Annotated in this window: 22 protein-coding genes, 1 tRNA gene and 1 pseudogene; 15 read left to right on the forward strand and 9 right to left on the reverse strand. The window is 67.9% G+C overall.

Annotated elements, in window-relative coordinates:
* Positions 1-46: 46 nt before the first annotated feature.
* Positions 47-1894 (forward strand): helicase HerA domain-containing protein, encoded by a 1848-nt coding sequence (locus tag NO931_RS08200; protein ID WP_256391173.1) that lies wholly within the window; start codon positions 47-49, stop codon positions 1892-1894.
* On the opposite strand, the gene tbsP is transcribed toward NO931_RS08200, so the two are convergent.
* Complete coding sequence (gene tbsP / locus NO931_RS08205; protein WP_256391174.1) at positions 1891-2706, reverse strand: transcriptional regulator TbsP; 816 nt, start codon at positions 2704-2706, stop codon at positions 1891-1893. The two genes, NO931_RS08200 and tbsP, sit on opposite strands and share 4 nt — an antisense overlap.
* 413 nt (positions 2707-3119) lie before the next feature.
* On the opposite strand from tbsP, the gene NO931_RS08210 reads away from it, so the two are divergent.
* The 6 genes from NO931_RS08210 (at position 3120) to NO931_RS08235 (ending at position 6535) form a co-directional block, all read left to right on the forward strand.
* The gene (locus tag NO931_RS08210; protein WP_256391175.1) at positions 3120-3440 is read left to right on the forward strand and encodes a DUF5785 family protein; all 321 of its coding nucleotides are present in this window, start codon (positions 3120-3122) and stop codon (positions 3438-3440) included.
* A 78-nt stretch (positions 3441-3518) separates the two neighbouring features.
* Positions 3519-4280: a GTP cyclohydrolase III gene (locus NO931_RS08215; RefSeq protein WP_256391176.1), complete on the forward strand. Its 762-nt coding sequence runs from the start codon at positions 3519-3521 to the stop codon at positions 4278-4280.
* Positions 4281-4419: 139 nt separating this feature from the next.
* Positions 4420-5016 (forward strand): CBS domain-containing protein, encoded by a 597-nt coding sequence (locus NO931_RS08220; protein ID WP_256391177.1) that lies wholly within the window; start codon positions 4420-4422, stop codon positions 5014-5016.
* A gap of 67 nt (positions 5017-5083) precedes the next feature.
* Complete coding sequence (locus tag NO931_RS08225) at positions 5084-5566, forward strand: GNAT family N-acetyltransferase (RefSeq protein WP_256391178.1); 483 nt, start codon at positions 5084-5086, stop codon at positions 5564-5566.
* Positions 5567-5577: 11 nt separating this feature from the next.
* Positions 5578-5651: transfer RNA gene (locus tag NO931_RS08230), tRNA-Thr, on the forward strand.
* A 224-nt stretch (positions 5652-5875) separates the two neighbouring features.
* On the forward strand, positions 5876-6535 hold the full coding sequence (locus tag NO931_RS08235) for a uracil-DNA glycosylase family protein (RefSeq protein ID WP_256391179.1): 660 nt from the start codon (positions 5876-5878) through the stop codon (positions 6533-6535).
* A gap of 15 nt (positions 6536-6550) precedes the next feature.
* Here the strand turns inward: NO931_RS08235 and NO931_RS08240 are convergent, their stop codons facing one another.
* From NO931_RS08240 to NO931_RS08255, 4 genes are all read right to left on the reverse strand, one after another.
* On the reverse strand, positions 6551-7084 hold the full coding sequence (locus NO931_RS08240; RefSeq protein ID WP_256391180.1) for an HAD family hydrolase: 534 nt from the start codon (positions 7082-7084) through the stop codon (positions 6551-6553).
* A 58-nt stretch (positions 7085-7142) separates the two neighbouring features.
* The gene (ddfA, locus tag NO931_RS08245) at positions 7143-7421 is read right to left on the reverse strand and encodes a DdfA family disk-determining factor (protein ID WP_256391181.1); all 279 of its coding nucleotides are present in this window, start codon (positions 7419-7421) and stop codon (positions 7143-7145) included.
* A 168-nt stretch (positions 7422-7589) separates the two neighbouring features.
* Entirely contained in the window at positions 7590-8282 is a 693-nt protein-coding gene (locus tag NO931_RS08250; protein ID WP_256391182.1) for a YIP1 family protein, read from the reverse strand.
* A gap of 74 nt (positions 8283-8356) precedes the next feature.
* Complete coding sequence (locus NO931_RS08255; protein ID WP_256391183.1) at positions 8357-8932, reverse strand: NADPH-dependent FMN reductase; 576 nt, start codon at positions 8930-8932, stop codon at positions 8357-8359.
* 146 nt (positions 8933-9078) lie between these two features.
* On the opposite strand from NO931_RS08255, the gene NO931_RS08260 reads away from it, so the two are divergent.
* Positions 9079-9543, forward strand: a complete 465-nt coding sequence (locus tag NO931_RS08260) for an Lrp/AsnC family transcriptional regulator (RefSeq protein WP_256391184.1) — start codon at positions 9079-9081, stop codon at positions 9541-9543.
* A gap of 36 nt (positions 9544-9579) precedes the next feature.
* Here NO931_RS08260 and NO931_RS08265 read toward each other — a convergent pair whose 3' ends face one another.
* Positions 9580-10125, reverse strand: coding sequence for a hypothetical protein (locus NO931_RS08265; protein WP_256391185.1), 546 nt, complete (start codon positions 10123-10125; stop codon positions 9580-9582).
* Here NO931_RS08265 and NO931_RS08270 point away from each other — a divergent pair.
* Positions 10109-10855 (forward strand): hypothetical protein, encoded by a 747-nt coding sequence (locus NO931_RS08270; RefSeq protein WP_256391186.1) that lies wholly within the window; start codon positions 10109-10111, stop codon positions 10853-10855. The two genes, NO931_RS08265 and NO931_RS08270, sit on opposite strands and share 17 nt — an antisense overlap.
* A 53-nt stretch (positions 10856-10908) precedes the next feature.
* Here NO931_RS08270 and NO931_RS20825 read toward each other — a convergent pair.
* Positions 10909-11208, reverse strand: a pseudogene (locus tag NO931_RS20825) (J domain-containing protein); the annotation flags it as partial.
* Complete coding sequence (dinB, locus tag NO931_RS08275) at positions 11099-12478, reverse strand: DNA polymerase IV (protein ID WP_256391187.1); 1380 nt, start codon at positions 12476-12478, stop codon at positions 11099-11101. The gene dinB and the pseudogene NO931_RS20825, both read right to left, overlap by 110 nt.
* A 171-nt stretch (positions 12479-12649) precedes the next feature.
* Between dinB and NO931_RS08280 the strand changes: the two genes are divergently transcribed.
* The 5 genes from NO931_RS08280 (at position 12650) to NO931_RS08300 (ending at position 16975) form a co-directional block, all read left to right on the forward strand.
* Positions 12650-13429: an ABC transporter ATP-binding protein gene (locus tag NO931_RS08280; RefSeq protein WP_256391188.1), complete on the forward strand. Its 780-nt coding sequence runs from the start codon at positions 12650-12652 to the stop codon at positions 13427-13429.
* Entirely contained in the window at positions 13426-14859 is a 1434-nt protein-coding gene (locus NO931_RS08285; RefSeq protein WP_256391189.1) for a hypothetical protein, read from the forward strand. The genes NO931_RS08280 and NO931_RS08285 overlap by 4 nt, the downstream gene beginning before the upstream one ends.
* A gap of 136 nt (positions 14860-14995) precedes the next feature.
* Positions 14996-15790 carry a GNAT family N-acetyltransferase gene (locus NO931_RS08290; protein ID WP_256391190.1) on the forward strand — a complete coding sequence of 265 codons (795 nt, stop codon included), beginning with the start codon at positions 14996-14998 and terminating at the stop codon, positions 15788-15790.
* Between the two features lie 120 nt (positions 15791-15910).
* On the forward strand, positions 15911-16471 hold the full coding sequence (locus NO931_RS08295) for a DUF420 domain-containing protein (protein ID WP_256391191.1): 561 nt from the start codon (positions 15911-15913) through the stop codon (positions 16469-16471).
* A 111-nt stretch (positions 16472-16582) separates the two neighbouring features.
* Complete coding sequence (locus NO931_RS08300) at positions 16583-16975, forward strand: DUF7344 domain-containing protein (protein WP_256391192.1); 393 nt, start codon at positions 16583-16585, stop codon at positions 16973-16975.
* Positions 16976-17028: 53 nt separating this feature from the next.
* On the opposite strand, the gene NO931_RS08305 is transcribed toward NO931_RS08300, so the two are convergent.
* Entirely contained in the window at positions 17029-18969 is a 1941-nt protein-coding gene (locus tag NO931_RS08305; RefSeq protein WP_375142020.1) for a DEAD/DEAH box helicase, read from the reverse strand.
* Between the two features lie 124 nt (positions 18970-19093).
* On the opposite strand from NO931_RS08305, the gene NO931_RS08310 reads away from it, so the two are divergent.
* The gene (locus NO931_RS08310) at positions 19094-19786 is read left to right on the forward strand and encodes a hypothetical protein (protein ID WP_256391193.1); all 693 of its coding nucleotides are present in this window, start codon (positions 19094-19096) and stop codon (positions 19784-19786) included.
* Positions 19787-19790 lie beyond the last annotated feature (4 nt).

Raw genomic sequence — 19790 nt, forward strand, 5'->3', positions numbered from 1 at the left:
TGGTAATGACGAGTCAGCGAGCGACACACAGGGGAGGGGACCGCGAGTGAGCGAGCAAGAGCGCATCCGGATCGGCGAGCTGACCGCCGCGGCGGGCGAGGAAAACTCGGGCGCGCCCGTCGAACTCCCCGTCGTCGACGTGCTGACGGGCCGCGGCTTCGTGACGGGCAAGAGCGGATCCGGGAAGTCAAACACAGCCAGCGTCGTGATCGAGGAGTTGCTCGACGCGGGCTACCCCGTCCTGATCGTCGACACCGACGGCGAGTACTACGGGCTCAAGGAGGAGTACGAACTGCTCCACGCCGGCGCCGACGAGGAGTGCGACATCCAGATCGGCCCCGACCACGCCGAGAAGATCGCGAATCTCGCCTTAGAGGAGAACGTCCCGATCATTCTCGACGTCTCGGGCTATCTGGACGAGGACGTCGCTGACGAACTGCTCCGGGAGACCGCCCGGCACCTGTTCACCAAGGAAAAGAAGCTGAAGAAACCGTTCCTGCTGGTGGTCGAGGAGGTCCACGAGTACCTCCCCCAGAAGGGCGGCGGCGGCGAGACGGGCAAGATGCTGATCAAGATCGGCAAGCGCGGGCGCAAGCACGGGCTCGGTATCATGGGGATCAGCCAGCGGCCCGCCGACGTCAAGAAGGACTTCATCACGCAGGCGAACTGGCTCGTCTGGCACCGGCTCACCTGGGACAACGACACCAAAGTCGTCGGGCGCGTCGTCGACACCGAGTACCAGGAAGCCGTCTCCGAACTGGCCGACGGCGAGGCGTTCCTCCAGACCGACTGGACCGAGGTCGACGTGCGCCAGATCCAGTTCCGTCGCAAGCGCACGTTCGACGCCGGCGCCACGCCCGGCCTCGACGACTTCGAGCGGCCCGAACTCAAGTCCGTCAGCGACTCGCTGATGGACGACCTCGAAACGATCTCCGAGGAAGAGGAGCAACGCGAGAGCGAACTCGCCGACCTCCAGCAGGAACTCGACAAGAAGGTCGCGAAGATCAACCAGTTAGAGCAGGACCTCGAGAACGCACGGGACGTCTCGAACGCCGCCCGCCAGCTCGCCAACGCGTTCTCGCGGGGCGACGTGGCGTCGACGCCGGAGGAGGTCGAGTCGCGACTCGCCGCCAAGGACGACCGCATCGGGGAACTCGAAGACCGCGTCGAAGATCTGGAAGCCGAACTCGACGACGCCCACGAGTACATCGACCAGCTCGAAGCGGAGAACCAGCGCCTGCAGGAGGCGACCGCGCCGATCGACTTCGACGACGAGCGGGCCACGGTGCAGGCGTCGTTCCCCGCCGGCGGGGCCGACGCCGCGGATGCCGCGGCGACTGACGCTGACGGCGTTGCTCCGGAACGACCGGGCGCTGATGGCGTCGCCCCCGAGCGACCGGACGATGGCGATGCCGGCAGACAACACTCGAACGGCGACGCCGCGGTCGCGGTCGACGCGGATACACAGCCAGCGGAGAGCGAGTCGACGACGAGCGACGACGCTGCGGACACGGAGCGCCCCGACTCGTCAGCAGAGACTACAGCAGAAGACCTCGACGCCGAAAGCGTGCTGGCGTACGTCCGCAGCGATCCGATCGCGCCGGAGGTCGCCGACGCCGCGGAGCGAGCCCACGTCGACGAGGCCGCGCGGCGCGCCGTCGTCGAAGAAGTCGCGGCGGACGGCCCGATCGCCGCGGCGTCGATCGCCGAGCGGACCGACGTGCAGGTCCAGTACGTCTGGACGTTCCTCTCGGAGCTCCGCGATCGACCGTACCTCGTTCGCAACCCGCAAGGCGAATACGCGTTCGATCTCGATGCGCTGATCGCTTGCGGACAACGGGTCGAAGAAGACGTAGACGGGCTCGACGCGCTGCTCGAACGGTTCGACGCCTAGTTGAGCATCGACTGGGCGACCGTCGCGAGCTGATCGTTGCCCGCGGCTTCGAGTCGGTCGTCACCGAGCGTCAGGCGCAGGCGCGGACGGCCGACGTCGATCGGAACCTTCTCCGTCTCGATCAGGCCCATCTCCTCGAGCTCGGTCTTGGTGCGGGAGAACGTCGCCTTGCTGGCGACGCCGGTGTCCTCGCCCCACTTGCTCACGTCGTACAGCAGTTCCTCGTTCTTGGCGGCGACCAGCAGGCTGATCGTCACCTCGTCGAGGCCGTCGCCGTCGCCGCGCGCGGTTTCGAGCGACCCCAGCATCGCCTCGAAGTCCCGCTCGGCGTGCTCGCCCATCTCCGTCGAGAGGCCCTCGCGAACCTTCGACAGCGGCGGCGTCCGCAGGGGGTACGTCTCCGCCTCGTCCCACTGTCGACCGTAGGTCTCGATCGCGTCGGCGACGAACGCGTCGTCGTCGGAGACGAGCCCGGCGACCGACGCTCCGGCGTCGACGACGGCGACGACGGCGTCGTCGTGGAGCAACAGCGGGTTCCCCTCGGCGTCCTCGTTCACGCGGAGTTCGAGCGCATCGGCCTCGATCAGGTCGGCGGCGTTGCTGGCGACGATGAAGTCGCTCATCACGTCCTTGACCGTGTCGGGGTGGCCCAGCAGGCGCACCGTCGGCGGCGCGTCGGCGTCCGCCAGCGTCGACACGAGTTCCCGAACTGTCTCGCCGGACGGGTTCACCGCCGTCAGTTCGTCGTCGGCCGCGTCGACGGCGTCGCGCACGAGGTCCGCTCGCGTTCGATCGAGTATATTCTCGCTCATACGCTACTCTGTTAACTCTTCACACATTTAATTTTATCGGCCTGCGGGTGGTGATCGCAAATTACGCCAATCACCGCGGAAACAACCGTCGACGGCACGGCCCTCGGATCGTGCTATCGTCCGCATAAGGATATATCCGTCCTTGTTCAATTTTGCTCCGTCGCCGCAAATCTCTCGGGCGTCTCGTTAGAACTAACGACACGACTCCCCCCTCGCGCGCGTTCGTCGCGCCACGGACAGCGCTGATATCGAAACCGGTGTCGACGACGGTGGCAATCCTGAACGGGGAATCGTCCTTCGGAGCAGGTGCAGATAGTACGACGCCGGGCCGACACCCTCGTACTGTTCGCGCTCGACGGATCGCTGTCGCCGGCATAGGAACGTTTTTCCCGAATCCGTCCACAGATCGGTGTATGGACTGGCCGCACGATCCCGACGACGAGGAGGGCAGCGAAGGGATGCGTAAGTACGGGATGGCGATCATCGCCAAGAAGGTCGACGAGGACGAGGACTTCCCGCTGTCGGCCGAGGAGTTCGTCGCCGAGCACGGCGACGAGCCGATCCGCATCAACTACCAGCGCGTCGTCAGCCTCCGAGAGATTTTCGAGCACGTCGACGCCGAGGAGTTCGAGACGATCGTCGACATGCACAAGGAAGTCGGGAAAGCGATCCGCGAGGGCGGCTACTGGGACTACCACCCCGTCGGCTCGAATCCCGAGACCAAGCGCGCCTGAGTCGGGACGCCGGACCGCAGTTGACTGCCGCGCCGCTTCGCGTCACTTATACGAGATGCTTCACAAGAAGGTGATACCGTGACGAACACGCAGGTTACGCTCGTTCAGATCGACAACTACGGCCCGTGGACGGTGACGCCGGAACCGCGCCGGGAAGTCGACCTCCAGACGCTACAGTCCCGCCTGTACGCTGACCTCTCGCAGCTCGTCGGCAACCGGGGCGGCTACGTCTTCTTTACCCGGTTCGACAACATGATCGCCGTGACCAACGGGCTCGACGAGTCCGACCACGCGATGATCCAGGAGTCGATCGGGAACCGCTACCCGGTGACCGTCAGCCTCTCGGTGGCCACGGGCACGACGCCCGCCCACGCGCTCGCGGACGCCACCGATCGGCTGCAGGACCGTGGCAGCGCGCAGGACAAGAACCGCCGCGAAATTCTGTGCGGGCGCACGATCGGAGACGAGCACCGTACCGACGAGGACGTCCGGATCGCCCACTTCGACGTGATCGACGCGACCGGCGAGTACACCGACCGGCTCAGCGCGTTCGAGACGTTCATCGAGATCGAGCAGGGGTACGCGACGCTGATGAAACAGATGCACGGCGAAAACGACGCGCTCTCCTTTTTCGTCGGCGGCGACAACGTCATCGCGACATGTCCGACGCTCGGCGAAGAGGACTACATCGACGCGATCGACCACGTCTCCGAGATCGCCGGCGTTGACCTCCGCGTCGGCGTCGGCGCCGGGAAGACGGCCCACGAGGCCGGGATGGACGCCAAACACGCGCTGGAGAACGCCCGGGCGAGCGGTGACGCGGTCTGGTTCGCCGAGTGACACCGCTTTCGGACGACCATCCTGGTTCGAGAGCAGCCACACCGAGCGCCGAAAACGTCTACAAGAACTAATCTACCGCGGGAACGGTGATAAGTGTGGTGTAGGTAGCTTTTAGACCGCTCGCTTGCTACTTTGTCACATGGACGACGACGTGACAGTGCGCGACATGATGTCCCGGGAGTACGTCGGCGTCAGCGAGTCCGACGCGGTCGCGGACGTCGCGGACGTGCTCTGCGAGGACGAGGCGACGCTCGCCGCCGTCGTCCGGGGCAGCCGGCCGGTCGGCGTCGTGACGGCTCACGACCTGCTGTCGCACGTCTCGGACGACGCGGCGTCGATGACGGTCGGCGACGTGATGCGGGAGCCCGAGCCGACGACCGCGCCCGACCGATCGTTCCTCGACGCGCTGGACCTGATGTCGACGCAGGGCACCCGGCGACTGCTCGTGACCGACGACGACGAACTGGTCGGCGTGCTGACCGCCGACGACGCGGTGACTGCAGCGACCTCGCTGCTACAGAACGGCGGCGCCGGCGTGGAGTCGGATCGACAGCCGATCGGCGCGGACGTCGGTACCGAGGCCGCTGCCGCCGGGAGCGTCTCGGACGATCGCGCCCGTGCGAGCGCGAACACGAACTACTCCTCTCAGAGCGTTTGCGAGAGCTGCGGCTCGCTGACCCGCGACCTCCAGAACTTCAACGGGCAGCTCATCTGCGCCGACTGTCGAGACGTGTGAGTCGAACGGGAGCTCCTCGCCGGGGGTTACCGTCTCGGTCGCTCACGATACTGACGAACCGCTAGCCATGGACATCGAACGGCCCGCGATCGAGGATGTCGACGAACTTTCCGATCTCTGGGTCGCGCTGGCCCGCGAGCAGCGCGCTCACGGCACGCACATCCGCCCCGAAGCCAACCGCTCGCGGATCGCGGAGACGATGAACCGCCACGCCATCGCCGAGGAGGCGTTCGTCGCGCGGGCGAACGGTGAGATCGTCGGGTTCGTGACCTACGAGCGCGCCGGCGAGGGCTTCGAGACGGACGTCGACCGCGGCGTCGTCCAGAACCTGTACGTCAGGCCGGCGTTCCGCGACGCTGGCGTCGGGGCGTCGCTGCTCGCTCGGGCCGAAGCCGACCTCGCCGCGAACGGCGCCGACGCGATCACCGTCGAGGCGATGGCCGACAACGAAGCCGCCCGCAGATTTTATCGGTCGAACGGATACGGTCGCCACCGGGTCGCGCTGGAGAAGCGACTGCGAGACGAAAACCACTCAAAGGATGGGGGCTAACGACTATTCGCGCCAGGGGAGCTTGGGCGGTTCAAGCACTCGACTTGTAATCGAGAATCCAGGGGTTCAAATCCCCTCCCTGGCTCTTCTGTCCGAACGAACGTGAGGACGAAGAGCGACCGGAAAGATGTGAATCGGGGAGCGGGAAGTGAGCAAGCGGCAGCGAGCGAACGGGAACGACCGTGGTTCAGATCCCCTCCCAACCCGAACGCCGCTCCGAGGGCGGACCGTCTACAACTCGACGCCGGCCCGGTCCTCGCCGACGCCGAACCGAGTTCGTTTTATCGACCGTAGCCCAACGTGGCCGGCGTGGAGAACGTAACAGACCGGACGAGCAACCCGTTCGGCATGCGACCGCCCTGTGAGGACGTCTGCGCGGCCGACGGCCCCGAGGCCGCGTTCGGCTACGGCGACGCCAACGCCGACTTCCACGTGATCGGCGACCGCCCGGACGTCCACGGCGGCCGCGAGACTGGGATCCCGTTCACGGACTCGGGCGCCGGCGATCGGTTGCAGGACGTGTTACGGAACGTAGGGCTGCTGGCCGAATCCGACGGCGACCCCGACCCGTCGAACGTCTTCCTGAGCTACCTCTACATGTGCTGTCTGCCGGAGGGAGAATCCCCCGACGAGCGCGAATACGCCGAACTGGAACCGTTCTTCGACGCCGAACTTCGGGCCATCGCGGCGCACGTGTTGCTGCCCGTCGGCGAGCGCGCGACCGCACACGTTCTGGAGAACTACACCGCCCAGGCGAGGCGCCTCGAACTGGACATGCGCGAGCTACACGCCGCCGAAATCAAGGGCAGCGGCTTCCTCGTCGTTCCGATCCGGGAGCCGACGGAGTGGACCGACACGGACGCCGAGCGCATCGACGCGCGGCTCCGCGCGATGCTGGCTGGCGACTACCGCCAGACCTCTGACCTCAGCCGGTTCCTCGTCGACGACGAGCGGTACATGGTCCGATAGCCGACCGCGGCCCCGTTACCGACGCAGCTCCGACACGTCGGCGTAGTCGACGCCGGCGCGCCGGGCAGTTACGGCGTCGCGCTCCGAATCACCGACGAACAGCGCGCCGTCCGGGGCGACGCCGATGCGATCGATCGCCGCCAGCAGCGGCTCCGGATCGGGTTTGTGCGTCGCGACGGTGTCCCGCCCGACCACCGCGGCGACGTGGTCGTCGAGATCGTGAGTCTTCAGGGCGATCCGGCAGGCCGTCTCGCAGTTGAGCGAGCAGACGGCGACCGGTTCGACCGTCGCGAGATCGTCGCCCGACGGGAGGCGCGTCGACGTTCGGGCGCCGTCCCGCTCGTGGTCCGCGATGGTCGCCTCGACCCGATCGCGGATGCCGTGTTCTTCGGCGTCTTCCAGCATCGCCCACAGGCCGCGCCCGTCGGCGCCGACGCCCGCGTCGTCGTACACCGCAGCAACGTCGCTCGCGACGGCCGCCCAGTCGACGTCGAGGTCGACGATCGTCCCGTCGAGGTCGAAGACGACGCCGTCGTAGGAGTCGATCATACCGGCCGTTGTGGCGACCGGACGAAGAGTACTTCGGTGAGTCCGACGACGATGCCGCTCAATTGCTGGCTTCGAGCGCTTCGAGACTGGTGAGATGAACCCGCCCGCTGGCGGTCACTTCGACGCGGTAGCCCGATGTCCGAAATTCGACGCGGCCCTGTCGACGATCCCCGCCGGCCGTCCCGTCGAACAGCGCGTCGAGCGCGTCCGGGTCGATGACCTGATAGAGGGGCTCGAGTTCGAGCGGATCGACGCCCTTCGCGTCCGCCAGCGCCTCGACGACGGCCTCGCTCGGCGACTGTGCGGCCGAGTCGTCTCGTTGGGGAGTGGGAGTCATTGTTCACCCTCTCGGTGCGCAACGATAAAAGATTGACGAGAGATTTCACCAGCCTTTATTGATGATTTCGGATATTTCTAAGGAACCAATGTAATCGGGAGGGAACTCTAATTTGACAAAATCCGGGCCCGATCACGAGCAGTCCGACGCCGACATCCGGGATCGGACTCAGATGATGTACCAGCGCGCAAGCAGCGCCGTGATCGCATCGAAGGCCCTGAACCCCAGTCCGTAGCCGAGGAACGCCGGAACGGCGCCGACGAGTACGCTCCTGCCGAGAGAGATCCGGTGGACCTCGGAGAGCCCGATCGTCAGCAGCGCGGCGGCGTACAGCCCCGCCAGCGCGCGCACCTCCACGATCGGGACGCCCGTCAGCGCGCACGGGGCGGCGGCGTACGCGAGCACCTGTACCGTCTCGCTGATGCCGGCGCGGTCCGGTGCCAGCGGAATCAACAGCACGGTCTGGAGCGCGGCGAGAACGTGCAACGCCGCGGGCGTCACGAACAGCACCGCCGCGAGGATCCGCACGACATCGAACAGCGGCGAGCCAGCGTTCGACGCGCCGGGGACGAACGCGACGCGAGTGGTTTCGGCGACGAGCACGACGCCCATCGCGAACAGCAGGCCGGGCGCCTGGTCGCGGGGGACGACGCGCTCCCGAAAGAACCGCCGGGGCGAGACGAGCACGCGGAGCCACGACCGTACCAGCTCGGTCGTGAGGTGGTCCTCGGCGCCGACGCGGTCGGCGACGCCGGTCACGGCGACCGCCTCCGCGCTGCAGTGGGGCGACCCGTTCGGCTCGTCGGCGTTCGCTCGCTCATCGCCTCTACCGTGGGCGCCCTGCCGATAAAGCGTTGCCATCCGCGGGCACGACGGCGGTCGTCAACTCGGCGCGACGCCGCAGTGGCCATCCATCCGGCGGACGCTGCGGGCGGTCAGGCGCCGATGTTCTCCTCGCTCTCGAAGGTTTCCGGGTCCGGCTCGATTCCGGCGTACTGGACGACGCGGCGCCCGAGCGTCGCGACGCGTTCTTCGAGTTCGTCGTCTACGAACTCGTCGTCCTCGATCGCCTGGTACGCCCGGGGGACCACCGCCTGGTACGGCAGCACCCAGGCGTCGAGCGCGCGACAGACCGATCGGAGGTGATCGAGCGCCGTGACGGGAAATCGTCCGCCGGCGACGGCCAGCAGCCCCACCGTCTCGTTCTCGAACTCGTCGAACCCGCAGTAGTCCAGCGCGGTCTTGAGAACCGACGAGTACGAGCCGTGGTACATCGGCGTCCCGAGCAGGACGGCGTCGGCTTCGCGAACCCTGCGGGCCAGCTCCGGCGCGTCGCCGGCGTCCGGGGCATCGGCGTCGAACACCGGTAGCTCCAGCTCCCGGAGGTCGATCAGCTCCGTCGACGCACCAACCCGCTCCGCGGCGTCGAGCGCGACGGCGAGGGCGGTTCGCGTGTGACTCTCGTCTCTGAGGCTCCCGCAGATCGCGACGACGTGCGTATTCTCGGCCATGGTCGGGCACACGCGGGCCGGGACCCAATAGATTGTGGAGCGATTCGATGCGGCCGAAACTCCCGGAGCCGTCACGACTGGGCGTCGTCGAGCGGCGACGCGCGGGCAGCGAAGTACCTTAGACCCTGCGCGGTAAATCGTGACGTATGTCCGACACGGAACTCGACGACGTCGACCGGGAGATCCTCCACGCGCTCCAGGAGGACGCCCGCGGGCTGTCGTCCGGCGAGATCGCCGAGCGGACCGAGGCGTCCTCCAGCACGGTGCGCAAGCGGATCCAGCGCCTGGAGTCCGAGGGCGTCCTCAAGGGGTACAGCGCCGACATCGACTACCAGGCGTCGGGCTACCCGCTCCGGATGCTCCTCTTTTGCACGGCGTCGATCACCGAGCGCGGCGATCTCATCGAGGACGTGCTGGACATCCCGGGCGTCGTCTCGGTTCAGGAGCTCGTGACGGGCGAGCAGAACCTGCTGGTGACCGCCGTGGGAGAGACCGACGACGACATCACGCCGGTCGCTCAGGAGCTGCTCGACATGGACTTGACCGTCGCCGACGAAGTGCTCGTCCGCAGCCACGAGACGACGCCGTTCGACGACTTCTCGTCGGAGTAAGAGCGACGCGCGAGCCGCAGGGGCTACCGATCGCCGTCAGCTGCCGATCGCCTTGACCCGCGGCCACACGAACCCGCGCCCGAGCAGCGTGGCGATCGCCAGTCCCGGCAGGACGCCGTAACAGACGAGCTCGGCCGCCAGCGGCATCGTCGCGACCGACCCGGCGGCGCCAGTCGCGATCGCGACGTTCGCGAGCAGGCCGACCGCCGGCGTCGCGACGCCGAGAACGTAGAGGTAGGAGGGGTCCCACCCGTAGTACTGTCGCGTCTTCCGGATGACCACGAGGAAGACGACGGGCATCAGCACCGCTCCCGCGACGAACAGCCCGGCCGCCGCGCCGACCGCGTCGCCCGCGACGACGCCGCTGGCGTACTCCCAGCCGGTCGTGACGCCGTAGCGGTCGCCGACGAGCGCGCCACGCAGCGCCGCGGCGTCCGCGCCGGCCGCCCCGAGTTCGCCGCCGAGCGTCGTCAGCCCGTTGCGGTTGGCGTAGCCGTAGTAGCCGACGCCCGCGACGTACAGCGCGATCGAGAGGAAGATCAGCGGCCAGCCGAGCGACGCCGTCTTGAACCAGTTCGCCACGGCGTTGTCGAACAGCAGCCCCGTGACGCCGCCGGCGGCGTCGCTCGACGCCGAACTCCCGCCGGAGGTCGTGCCGCCCGATGCCGTGCCGCCCGATGCCGTGCCGCCCGCTGCGGCGTTCGCGGCCGCGTCGGCGGCGCCGGCCTGTGCCGTGCCGCCGTCGCCGACCGTCGATCCGGCGGCGGACGCGTCGGTCGAACCCGCGTTCGAGGTCGATGCGGTCGAGGCTCCCGACGACCCCGACGTCGTCGATCGGGATGATCCGGACCTCGACGAGCGCGAGGAGGAACTCGATCCGCCCGCGGAGCCGCTTCCCGAACGCGAGGCGGAACTCGTCCGCGAACTGGTCGAGGAGTTCGGGGTCGACCCGGACGACGAACTCGACGACGACCGGGACGTCGATCCGGCGGAGCTCCGCGTACTGGCGCGACCGGAGCCGCTGGAACCGGGGCCGCTACTGGACGATCCCGAGCGACTCGTTCCGGCGTCGCTCCCTGTCGTCCCGGAACTGGTGCTCGTGGTCCGCGAGCTGCGACTCGTAGTGCTGTTGCTCGTCGTTTTCGAGCTACTCCCCGTCGTTCCGGAGCTGGCGGTGCTACTCGTGGCACTCGACGACGACGCGTCGGCGTCGGCGTCGTCTTCGTCCTCGTCCTCGGACGGCCAGCTATCGGGGTCGGGCATGCCGTCCATCCGCTTCGCGACGTACGTCGAGTGGCCGAGGCGGTCGTAGGACTGTCGCTCGGAGGAGCTTTTGAGGGTGTCGTAGGCCTTCTTGATCGCGGTGAACTGGGCGGTCGCACGGGGGTCGTCGTTCCGGTCGGGATGGTACTCCTGGACCATCTCCCGGAACGCGTCGCGGATTTCCTCTTTCGAGGCATCCTCGTCGACGCCGAGCAGATCGTAGAAATCGTTCGTCATAGAGACCCGTTTGTCGACGCAAAGGAAACGCAAGTATATAATTGCAAGGAAGAAGCTAAAAGTCCGCGAGCGACGCCTGCCCCGCCCCGTCGATCTCGGCGTCCTCGGGATCGGCGTCGGTCTCCCCGGGATCGGCGTCGGTCTCCCCGGGATCGGCGTCGGCATTCTCAGGGTCGGTGTTGGCAGCCGCGTCATCGGCGTCGTCCTGAGAACTGTCAGGCGCTCCGCCGGCGTTGCTCTCCGGCGTCGCGGCATCGTCGTCGCCGGAATCGGGCCCGTCCCAGCCCGTCAGCCGGGACTGCTCCCCGCCGGCGAACGAGAGGTTCGAGACCCTGACGCCGACTTTCCGCACCGGCTCCTCGGCGAACTCCGCGAACAGGTCCAGCGCGATCTCCTCGACGAGGTCGGCGTCCTCGACGGGTCCCGGAAGCGACCGTTCGCGCGTGTTGATGTCGTACGGCGGCGTCACGGCCTTGACGCCGATCGTACGGTACTGGGCGCCCTCGCGCTCGGCGCGGTCCGCCACCGCCTCGGCGAGCGCCCGGAGCTGGTCGCGCTTGCGGTCGGCCGCCTCGACGGCCTCGGCGAACGCCGACTCCCGCGAGAGGCTCTTGGGATCGCCCGTCGGCGTCACCTCGCGGTCGTCGGCGCCGCGAGCGCGATCGTACAGTTCGCGGCCGCGCTCGCCGAACCGGGACTCCAGCTCGTGGGGGTCGGCGTCGGCCAGATCGCCGGCCGTCTCGATGCCGAGTTCGCGGAGCGTCCGGGCGGTCACCGGCCCCACGCCGTGGACCTCCTCGACGTCGAGCGGCGCGAAGAAGTCCGCGACCTCGCCGGGCTCGACCACGACGAGCCCGTCGGGCTTGTCGCGGTCGCTGGCGACCTTCGCGGCGCTCAGGGTCGGCGCGACGCCGACGCTCGCGACGACGCCGACCTCCCGCTCGATGCGGTTCTTGACGTGGCGGGCGAACCCGTCGACGACGGTCCACGCCGTGCGGTCGGTGACGTCGAGGTAGGCCTCGTCGATGCTGACTTCGCGGACCACGTCCGCGCAGTCGTGGAGGATCTCCTTGACCTCGCCGGCGATCTCCGAGTAATAGTCCAGATCGACCGGGCGATAGTAGCCGGCCGGTTCGTCGGCGGCATCCTCGTCGTCCTCGGCGTCGACCTGCCGGGGCAGCCGCTCCAGCGCCGTCGATATCGCCTGTGCGCTCTCGACGCCGTACTCGCGGGCCTCGTAGCTGGCGGTCGCGACGGCGCCGATGTCGTCGTCCGGTTCGTACCCCATCCCGACGACGAGCGGCTCGCCCTCCAGTTCCGGCTCGCGCAGCCGCTCGCAGGCCGCGTAGAAACAGTCCATGTCGACGTGGAGGACGATCTGGTCGGGCGCGCCGGCGTCGACGCCCGGCAGCGTTCCGTCCCCCGCTCCCGTCATATCGCCCTCTTTGCCCGCCGTATCGTTAAAGCTCTTGCTCCCGGCCGCTGATCGCTCGGGAGCGGGCGGCGACGGGCGACGACGGGCGGCGACGGTTGTACCGGGAATGTTACGGGGCGATAAGATCGTTCCGCCGAGAGTTTCTTATCGGTGGACTGAGATACGTGGGACATGAGCGTCGTAGACGTCGCCGACGTAACCAAGACGTACGGCAATTTTCGCGCCCTCGACGGCCTCTCGCTGGCAGTCGAGCGCGGCGAAACGTTCGGCCTACTCGGACCGAACGGCGCGGGCAAGACGACGACGATCCAGTTACTGACCGGTCAGGTGCGGCCCGACAGCGGGACGCTGTCGGTGCTGGGCACCGATCCGGCGACCGAGCCGATCGAAACCCGACGAAAGGTCGGCATCGTTCCCGAGAAGGAGTCGCCGCCGAGCTTCCAGAGCCCGCGCGAGTACTTCCAGTTCGTCGGTCGCGTGCGCGGCATCGACTCCGACGTGCTGGCCGAGCGCGTCGACGAGTGGGCCGAGCGCCTCTCTTTTGCGGACAAACTCGACGCCATGTCGACGGACCTCTCGCGCGGGCAACAACAGAAGGTGATGCTCTCGCAGGCGTTCCTCCACGACCCCGACCTGGTGTTCATCGACGAGCCGCTGGCCAACCTGGACCCGATCGTTCAGGCCCGCGTCAAGGAGTTCTTCGAGGAGTACCGATCGGCCGGCAACGCCCTGTTCCTCTCGACGCATCACATCGAGGTCGCCGAGGAGATCTGCACGCGCGTCGGCGTCGTCGCGGACGGCCGGCTCGTCTCCGAGCGCAAGCCCGCCGAGATGGGGACTGAGGAGTCGCTGCTCGACGTGTTCGTCGACGAGGTCGACCGGAACGACGACGACCGACGCGACGGGCGGGACGCCGACGAGCGCTCGTCGAAACCGACCGCACGATCATGAGCCGTAAGCTCGACCGGACGCTGTTCGCCGGGATGGTCCGCGAGGAGTGGCGGCTCCACGCCGAACTGTTCGGCGGGCGGCGCTTCGCCGCCTTTCCCCTGTTCGTCGCGCTGGTCGCCGGCGCGGCCGTCGTCGCGCTGACCGAAACCGGGACCTCGGTGGCGGCGGTCGTCGCCGGCCTCCACGCGCTGGTGTTCGCGTTCGGCCTCCACACCGGCTCGATCGGGCTGGTCGGCCGCGACGCCATGGACAACCTGCTCGGCGAGGTGAACCTGCTCGTGTTCTCGGCGCGGACGCTGCCCATCTCGCGCCGGCGTCTTCTCGTGCACTTCCTCGCGAAGGACGCGCTGTACTACTCGGCGCTGTTCATCCTGCCCGTCGCCCTGGCGTTCCTGCCCGCCGTCGGCGGTAGCGGCGGCGAGTTCGGCATCGCGCAGCTCCCACTCCTGTACCTCTCGCTGACGGCGACGTTCGTGCTCGGACTCGTCGTTACGCTCGCGTTACTGGGGCTGTCGTCGCGCGGCGTCGCGGGCTGGCTGGCGGCCGGCGCGCTGGCGGCGGCCGTCGGCGGCGCGCACGTCGCCGGCGTCGACTGGGTGAGCGCGACGCCGTACGCGCTGTTCGCGTCGCCCTCGCCGCTGGCGGTCGCCGGCACGATCGGTTCCGTCGGCGTCGCCGCGGCGATCGGCCTCGTCGCGTTCGACCCCTCGACGTCGACGCCGACGCGCTCGGTCGACCCGGCGTTCGAGCGCTGGCGCGCCCGGTTCGGCGACGAGACGGGGCTGACGACCAAGACGTTCTTGGACGTCGCGCGCTCGGAGGGCGGCCTCTGGAAGGTACCGTTTTCCGGCGGCGTGATCTTCGGCGTCTGCGTCGGGCTGGTCGAACTCGCCGGCCGGATCACCGGCGTCGAGGCCTCGACCGGCGCGACGTTCGGCGCCTTACTGGGGCTGTCGGCGTTCACGACGTACAACTGGGTCACCCAGTACGACGACGCCGAATCGTACCTGCAGTACCCGCTCTCGCTCGACGCGCTATTTGAAGCCAAGCGTCGCGTCGCCGCGTTCGTCGGGCTGCCGACCGCAGTCGCGTACTTCGCGATCGCCGCGGTCGCGTTCGACGCCCGCCCGGTCGACGCCGTCGCGGGACTCGTCTTGCTCGTCGGCTTCCACCAGTACCTGCTGGGTGTGACGACGTATCTGGCCGGCTTCGATCCCGGAGAATTCCTGTTCGACACCGTGCTGTTCGCGGTGTTTACCGTCGCCGTCGCGGCGACGCTGGTCCCGCTGCTGATCGTCGGGCTGGTGCTGGCGCCGCTGTCGGGGACGGCGCTGGCGGCGCTTGCTGGTGCGGGCGTCCTGATGCTGGCGGTCGGCGAACTGGCGTACCGCCGGGCGGTCGATCGCTGGACCGACCGACTGGGCGCTTGATCGACGGAGGCGCGACCGAATGACGCGGTCTCGTCTCGACGCCTGCTCGTGATGGCGGTGGTTCTCGGGTGACGGAATACAAATGCCCGTCTTTTGCGCACGAAGTTTTAACTCCAGTTGTGTGCTATCTGATGGCATGGACGTACGTCAGGCACGCCCGGACGACGGCGCGGCGATCAGAACCGTCGCCCGCCAGTCGATGTACGCGTCGTACTCGATGAGTCCGGACACGATCGACGCCGCAGTCGAGGAGTGGTACGACGACGCCGCGATCGAGGACGCGACCGAGGACGACGATCGGCAGTTCCTCGTCGGCGAGCGCGACGAGGAGATCGTGGCGTTCGCCGACGCCGTCGTAGTGGGCGACGACGAGACGGGAGACCTCCACTGGCTGCACGTTCACCCGGACTACCGGGGCGAGGGCGTCGCGAAGACGCTGCTCGACGAGACCCGCGACGCGCTCGCCGAGCGCAGCGTCGACGTGCTCCGGGGGATGGTGCTGTCGGACAACAGCGAGGGCAACTCTTTCTACCGTCACCACGGCTTCGAGACGGTAGACGAGCGCGAGATCGAGATCGACGGGCGACGGCACGTCGAGAACGTCTACGTCGAGCAGCGCGCGTCGGGGCTGGCCGCGGCCGTCCCGGCCGGCGAGGCGGAGGACGCCACGGCCGAGGAGTCGGGGGACCGGCTGATCGAGGCGACGACCGACGACGGTCGGACGGTGTACGCCGACCGGTCGGACCCGGACAAGGGATCGATGGCACCCTTCTTCGTCACCTACGCCGACCGCGACGCCGAGCGCAAGTACGGCTACTACTGCGATAACTGCGAGTCGCTGGCGACCGCGATGGACTCGATGGGGCGGATCGAGTGCGGCGACTGCGGCAACGCGCGAAAGCCGTCGCGCTGGGACGCGTCGTATCTCTGATCGGAGTCGATCCTCGCTGTTTTCTCCGCATTGGGGTACGGCGACGCGGCGTCGACCGCGCCGCGGCGGCCGCGACGTCTATGCTAACCGGTAAGAGGGACCAGTCCCAACTGACGGGCGATGCAAACACGAGTCGAGGACCACGTACCGCTGCTGACGGGCGTGCTGTCGATCGTCTCGCTGGCGATCGTGTTCGCGGCGGCGCTGCAGGCCGTGCCGACGGACGCGCTGCCGACGGCGCCCGACGCCGTGCTGGACGCCATCCCGACGCTCAACGCCGTCGTCAGCCTGGCCGCGATCGGCACCATCACCGCCGGCGTCAGAGCGATCCGACGCGGCGACGTGGACCGCCACCGGAAGCTCATGATGACTTCGTTCGGCCTGTTCGTCGCGTTTCTCGCGATGTACCTCTACCGCGTCTCCCTGCTCGGGCCGTCGTCGTTCGCTGGCCCGGCGGTCGTCGAGCGGTTCGTCTACTACCCGGTGCTCGCGATCCACATTCTGCTCGCGATCGCGTCGCTGCCGCCGGTGTACTACGCGCTGTTGCTCGCGCTAACGCGGCCGGCCGCCGAGCTGCCGTCGACGAACCACGCGCGGGTCGGCCGAGTGGCGGCGTCGCTGTGGCTCGTCTCCTTCGCGCTCGGCGTCGTCGTCTACCTGCTGTTGCACGTGCTGTTTTAGGGGTTGGCTACGAGGAACTGTCGTACTGCATCGGGGCTATCCGCGACCCGTTATGAACTGCTTTCACATGGAAGCTCTGGAGGTAACCCCGGCTACGGCGTGTATCTACCCATGAGTGGGGGGAATCAGCGAATACGGGGCGAACAGTCCAGAAGTCCGGAGTTGACGCCGAATCGCGTGTTCGAGATTCTGGAGAGTCAGCGGCGTCGGCACGTACTTTCCTATCTGCGTCGCCGTGATCGGGAAGTACACGCCGACGAACTTGCGGCGGCCGTCGCGGCGCGCGAGAACGACGTCGATCCCGCGGACGTCGACGAGGACCGACTCCGTCAGATCCAGCTCTCGCTCCACCACGTCCACCTGCCGAAGTTAGAGAGCGCCGGGCTGATAGAGTGCTCGCAGGGAGACGAGCGCACCGTCGAACTGACCGGCGACATCGGCCCGCTCGAACCGGGCCTGGATGTCCAGCAGACCGACCAACGGCGGGAGTACTACACCAACTAACTGTTCTCACCGGGCGACGAACAGCGGCGTCGCCACGTGCGTCGCAACCGCGATCAGACGCCGTCGTCGAGTTCGCTGTCGACCTCGCTGACGCGCACGCCCTTCGACTGGAGGTGCTGGAGCTGGCGACGCGCGAACTCCTCCTCGGTCGTCCCGCGCGTCGCGAGCACGAACACTCGCGCTTTGCCCGAGGGTCGCATGGTCCGGCCGGCGCGTTGGGAGCCCTGCCGGCGCGATCCGCCCAGCCCCGACGCCATGATCGCGAGGTCGGCGTCGGGCAGGTCGATCCCCTCGTCGCCGACCCGGGAGACGATCAGCACGTCGCGCTCGTTCCGCCGGAACTGACTGAAGAGTCGTTCCCGGCGGGCGTGAGGCATCTCGCCGCTCACGAACGGAATATTGAGGGCTTCGGCGAGCTCGTCGCCCTGATCGATGTAATCGGCGAAGATCAGCGCTTTCGATCCCGGATGGTCGGCGAGGATCTCGCGGACCTCCTCGATCTTCGTGGGATTCGACGCCGCGAGCTGGCGCTTCTCGTGGCGCTCGGCCGTAGCGTACTCGTCCTGGTAGGTGTCCTGATCCCACGGGACGTACCGGATCTCTACTTCGGGCTCTTGCACGTAGCCGGCGTCGAACAGCGCGTCCCAGTCGGTGCCGATCGGCGGGCCGATCAGCGTGTAGATCTCCTTCTCGCGGTCGTCCTCGCGGATCGGCGTCGCCGAGAGCCCGAGCCGGGCGCTCGTCTGGAGGTCGGCACTGCGCCGGTGGACGTCCGCGGGGACGTGGTGAACCTCGTCGTAGACGATCAGTCCCCAGCGGCGCTCGTCGAACAGTTGGCGGTGGCGATCCATCCCGGCGGTCTGGTAGGTCGCGATCGTGACGGGGCGGACGTTCTTCGTCCCGCCGTGGTACTCGCCGATCTGGTCGGGGGCGAGATCGGTGTGGGCCAGCAGCGTGTCGCGCCACTGGCTCGCGAGTTCCCGGGTCGGGACGAGGATCAGCGTCTCGCCGCCGATCGCCGCCATGATCCCCATCGCGGCGACGGTCTTCCCGCTGCCCGGCGGGCCGACCAGCACGCCCGATCCCGAGTCGACGAAGCGAGTCACCCAGTCGGACTGGTAGCCGCGCAGATCGAGATCGAGCGAGATGTCGATCGGGTCGCCCTCATCGAGGTCGCGCTGGTCCTGCACCGGGTAACCCGCCTCGTACAGCGTCCGCTTGATCGACGCCTCGGATCCTTCGGCGACCCAGCTCTCGGTGTCCGAGATGGGAGCGCGAAGCTGGGCCTCGTCTAGCTTCTGGCGCGCGACGTTGCCCATCAGCTCGGCGTTCCGGGCTTCGAGCACGGTGTAGCCGTCCTCGTGGGTGAACAGGCGGAACTGGCGCGCCCGGTCCCACTGGTCTTCGATCCACTCTTCCAGTCCGCCCAGACGCTCTGGGAGCACCTGCCGAACGGTCTTGAGAAGTCGCTCGAACGAGTCGTACGGCGCCTGCCAGACGTCCTCCTTCCGGATATCGTAGCGGTACGCCTCCGATCCGGAGACGTCCGCGAGGTGGGCGAACTGCGAGAGCTGGGCCCGGGTGAACTGCGTGGGCTGGTCGACGACGATCTCGCGGCGCTTCGGGAACGGGACGACCCGCTCGCGGTCGGCAATCTCGCCCCACTCGGTCGGGTACCAGACCACCGGATCGGTTTCGACGTCGACGCGCCGGACGTCGCCCCGCTCGACCAACCCCTCAAGCGCGTCGACGGCGTCGGACTGGTCGCGGTCGAGCGTCCGGCCGACCTCGCTGGCGGTGACGACCGGCCGTCCGGCGTCCTCCAGCGCGTCGTGGAACTCGTCGAGCGCGACGGTCGACTCCTCGGCGTCGTTCTCTGACGACGCCGCGGCGGCAACGTCGTCCTCCGCCGTTGCGTCGTCCCCAGCAGCGTCGCCTTCGCCCGTTTCGGGACTGCTCTCGTCGCCTGAAGCGCGAACCTCGTCGTCTGTCACTGCCGGTTCTAGGGTGGCGGGGAGTCAAACGACTTTCGCGAGCCGATGGTTCGATCGCCACTACGACGTGTTTAGAGGCACAATAATAAACAAATTTATACAATATTGTTCCAATATGTTGGCTATGACGAACGCGGACACGTTCCAGGTCGAGGAGTTCGCCGTGATCGGCCGGACGTTCGAGGAGTATCGCGACATGTTCGACCTCGATCCGGCCGATTTCGAGGGTCGGGCGATCCTCGACTGCCCGGCCGGCGTGGCCTCGTTCGTCGCGGAGGCGCGGAACCGCGGCGCGTCGGCGGTCGGCGTCGATCCGGCGTACGAGCGCGCTCCGGACGCCCTGGCTCGCGAATGTCGGTCCGATTTCCGCGCGACCGCCGACCAGATCCGTGAGAAACCGGCGCTGTTCGACTGGGAGTACTACGGCACCATCGAGAATCGGATCGGGTACCTGAAGGTGGCGCACGAGCGGTTTCTCCGCGATTTCTCCACGAACGGCGATAGGTACGTTCCCGCGACGCTCCCGGAGCTGCCCTTCGCGGACGACGCGTTCTCGCTGACGCTCTCGGCAAACTTCCTGTTTCTCTACGGCGACCGCCTCGACTACGAGTTTCACCTCGACGCCCTGCGCGAACTGTGCCGGGTGACGAGCGAGGAGATCCGCATCTTTCCGCTCGCGGGGCTCGACACCGAACCGTACGACCGACTGGACGACGCGCTCGACGCGCTCCGGAGCGAGGGACGTCGCGTCGAGATTCGGAACGTTCCCTACGAGTTTCAGGACGGCGTCTCCGAGATGCTCGTCGTCACGCCGTGACGTC

Source organism: Natronoarchaeum rubrum, assembly GCF_024494695.1.